A 3,070-nucleotide genomic window follows, 5' to 3' on the forward strand; every position below is an offset into this window, starting at 1 on the left:
GCCGCGCTATGCCTCGCTGCCCAACATCATGAAGGCCAAGAAGAAGCAGCTCGACGAGAAAACCCCGGCCGACTACGGCGCCGACGTCAAGCCGCGGCTGAAGGTCATCAAGACCGAGGAGCCGAGCGGCCGCAAGGAGGGCGTCAAGGTCAAGAGCGTCGCCGAACTGGTCGACAAGCTCAAGAACGAAGCCGGCGTCTTGTAAGCGATCGGGAAAGGAACAGATAAAATGGCAATTCTCCTCATCGCCGAACACGACAACGCAACGCTTTCCGACCAGACCGCCAAGGCGCTGTCGGCAGCCCTGCAGATCGGCTCGGACGTTCATGTGCTGGTGGCCGGCAAAGGCGCCAAGGCTGCCGCTGACGCAGCCGCGAAACTGAAGGGTGTGAGCAAGGTGCTGCTCGCCGAAGCCGACGAACTCGCCGAGCGCCTGGCTGAGCCGACGGCGGCGCTGGTCGTCTCGCTGGCTGGCGCCTACGACACGGTCATCGCGCCCGCGACGTCGGCCGGCAAGAACATCGCGCCGCGGGTGGCGGCCCTGCTCGATGTCGCGCAGGTCTCCGAGATCATCGAAGTGGTCTCGCCCGACACCTTCAAGCGCCCCATCTATGCCGGCAACGCCATCCAGACCGTGCAGTCGACCGACGCCAAGAAGGTCATCACCGTGCGCACTGCTTCATTTCCCGTCGCCTCCCAAGGCAATGCGGCTGCTGTCGAGATTATCTCGGCGGCAGCCGACCCCGGTGTATCGTCCTTTATCGAGAACAAGCTTTCCGGAACTGATCGTCCGGAACTGACCTCGGCCAGGATCATCATTTCGGGTGGCCGTGCGCTGGGCTCCTCGGAGAAGTTCCAGGAGGTCATCCTGCCGGTTGCCGATAAGTTGGGCGCGGCGGTTGGTGCTTCGCGCGCCGCGGTCGATGCCGGCTATGCGCCCAACGACTGGCAGGTCGGCCAGACCGGCAAGGTCGTCGCTCCCGATCTCTACATCGCGGTCGGCATCTCCGGCGCCATCCAGCACCTTGCCGGCATGAAGGATTCGAAGGTCATCGTTGCCATCAACAAGGACGAGGAGGCGCCGATCTTCCAGGTTGCCGACTACGGCCTGGTCGGCGATCTCTTCCTCATCCTGCCGGAGTTGGAAAAGGCGCTCGCAGGCGGCTGAAGCGGGAAAGGATAGCGGTCGTTCCTCTCGCTAGAGGATAAGACGGCGTCCTCTGGTCAAGCGGTGACAGAATGAACGTAATAAACAACCGACTTGTTGGCGAGCGGAGATTGGGTCGCGGAAACTTAGATTCCACGGCCTTCATGCCTTTGGCTGATGGAGTCACGGAGTTCTCGATAGTCCTTGTTCCGGGATTTTCACAACTGTGTATGTCGTCGTTCATCGATCCATTGCGGTATGCGAACAGATTGTCCGGACGCGAGCGGTTTCGATGGAGGTTGATAAGCGACGACGGCAGCCCTGTTATATGTGCCAGTGGGATCCGAGTGTGCGTGGATGCAAGTCTTAAGGAAGCCAAGCTTCTGAAATCGGAGCGTTTGCCCGATGGCATCGTGGTTTGCGCGGGCGCGGGAATCGAACATTATCCCTCAGCACCACTGTTGTCACTTTTACGCTTCTGTGCGCGCCGCAATGTGAGGCTTTACGGACTCGGCACCGGCGCATGGGTCTTTGCTGCGGCCGGTCTGTTGTCAGACACGCGCTGTACCATCCACTGGGACACGATGGCAGCCTTCTCGGAGTCATTCGAAGGTCTCAAGCTGACCGACGCCCTATTCGTCGAGCAGAACGGAATCGTCACCTGCGCCGGTGAATTTGCGGCATTTGATCTCGCGATCAGCTCAGTAGAACACCGATGTGGTTCCGATGTGGCGCGATCAGTCTGCCGATTCCTCACAGCCGATCGATGGCGCGAGGGGGAAAGCTGTCAATCTGCTCCCCTTGGGCTTCGCTTTAGCGGCGCGAGCGAAAAGCTGATCCGCATCATCCGCATGATGGAAAATTCTGTAGATGAGCCGTTGACGATTCGCGCTATTTCTCAAGAGCTGGGCCTTTCTTGCCGGCAAATCCAGCGCCTCTTTCTTCACCATCTCAAGGCGACGCCGATGCGATACTATCTTTTGCTCAGAATGGCGCGGGCGCGCCAACTACTCGAATTGACCGATATGTCCGTGCTGCAGGTGGCAATCGCTTGCGGGTTTGTCTCATCATCGCATTTTTCAAAATGTTTTCGTGATCACTTCGGTGAAGCACCAAGCAGTCTGCGACACGGTTAAGTCGATCTGCGGCCATTCTCAACCGAACGGACCTCGCTGTTGCCGAGAAGATGGCCAGCGCCGTGGCTGCAGACCGCTCGAGCAGCTGAGTTCATGAACCCTCAGGTCACAGCTTACGGCGCCCTGCGCGAGGATCATCCAAGATGTTATAAATCGGTTGTTCCGCAGCAACTCATAAAACTTAGGCTAGCATTGGGCAGTCCAGAACCCGCGGCTTCTGCGCAAGGCTTATCGGATTTGCCGGCCGGGTAGTGTGCTGAGAGTTCTGCAAATTCGCTGAGAGGGGGCGGTCATGGCAGGCTGGTGATTGTTCACGTCACCTGATTCCCGCGAAGGAACGCCACCATGACCAAGACTGAAGTTAGACCGCCAGCGCTGCCGTCAAAGACATTTTGCTTTCGAACCCGGATGGATTGCACGAAGTGCTCCGTGCGGTGATGCAGGAGGTGCTTGAGGCCGAGATGGACGAGGCGCTGGGTGCCTCGAAGAGCGAGCGCACGCCCGAACGGCTTGGCTATCGCTCGGGCTATTACGGCCGCACCCTTGTGACGCGGGTCGGCAAGCTCGAGCTGCGGGTTCCGCAGGACCGTGCCGGGCGCTTCTCCACCGAGCTGTTCGAGCGCTACCAGCGTTCCGAGCGGGCCTTGGTGGCGACACTGGCCGAGATGTATGTCCAGGGCGTGTCGACCCGCAAGGTGAAGGCGATCACGGAAGAACTGTGCGGCCATGCCTTCTCGGCCTCGTCGATCTCGGCCATCAACAAGCGGCTGGACGAGAGCCTCGCTGC

2 protein-coding genes and 2 pseudogenes are annotated in these 3,070 nt (G+C 59.9%); all 4 read left to right on the forward strand.

What is annotated here, in order from left to right; all coding sequences use genetic code 11:
- A pseudogene (locus NKI06_RS30675) lies at positions 1-205 on the forward strand (electron transfer flavoprotein subunit beta/FixA family protein); the annotation flags it as partial.
- Positions 206-229: 24 nt separating this feature from the next.
- On the forward strand, positions 230-1,168 hold the full coding sequence (locus NKI06_RS30680; protein ID WP_352561575.1) for an electron transfer flavoprotein subunit alpha/FixB family protein: 939 nt from the start codon (positions 230-232) through the stop codon (positions 1,166-1,168).
- 209 nt (positions 1,169-1,377) lie between these two features.
- Positions 1,378-2,283: a GlxA family transcriptional regulator gene (locus NKI06_RS30685; RefSeq protein WP_352797648.1), complete on the forward strand. Its 906-nt coding sequence runs from the start codon at positions 1,378-1,380 to the stop codon at positions 2,281-2,283.
- Between the two features lie 345 nt (positions 2,284-2,628).
- Positions 2,629-3,070: pseudogene (locus NKI06_RS30690) on the forward strand (transposase); the annotation flags it as partial.

It is taken from the genome of Mesorhizobium sp. M0772 (assembly GCF_040320135.1).
Lineage (GTDB): Bacteria > Pseudomonadota > Alphaproteobacteria > Rhizobiales > Rhizobiaceae > Mesorhizobium.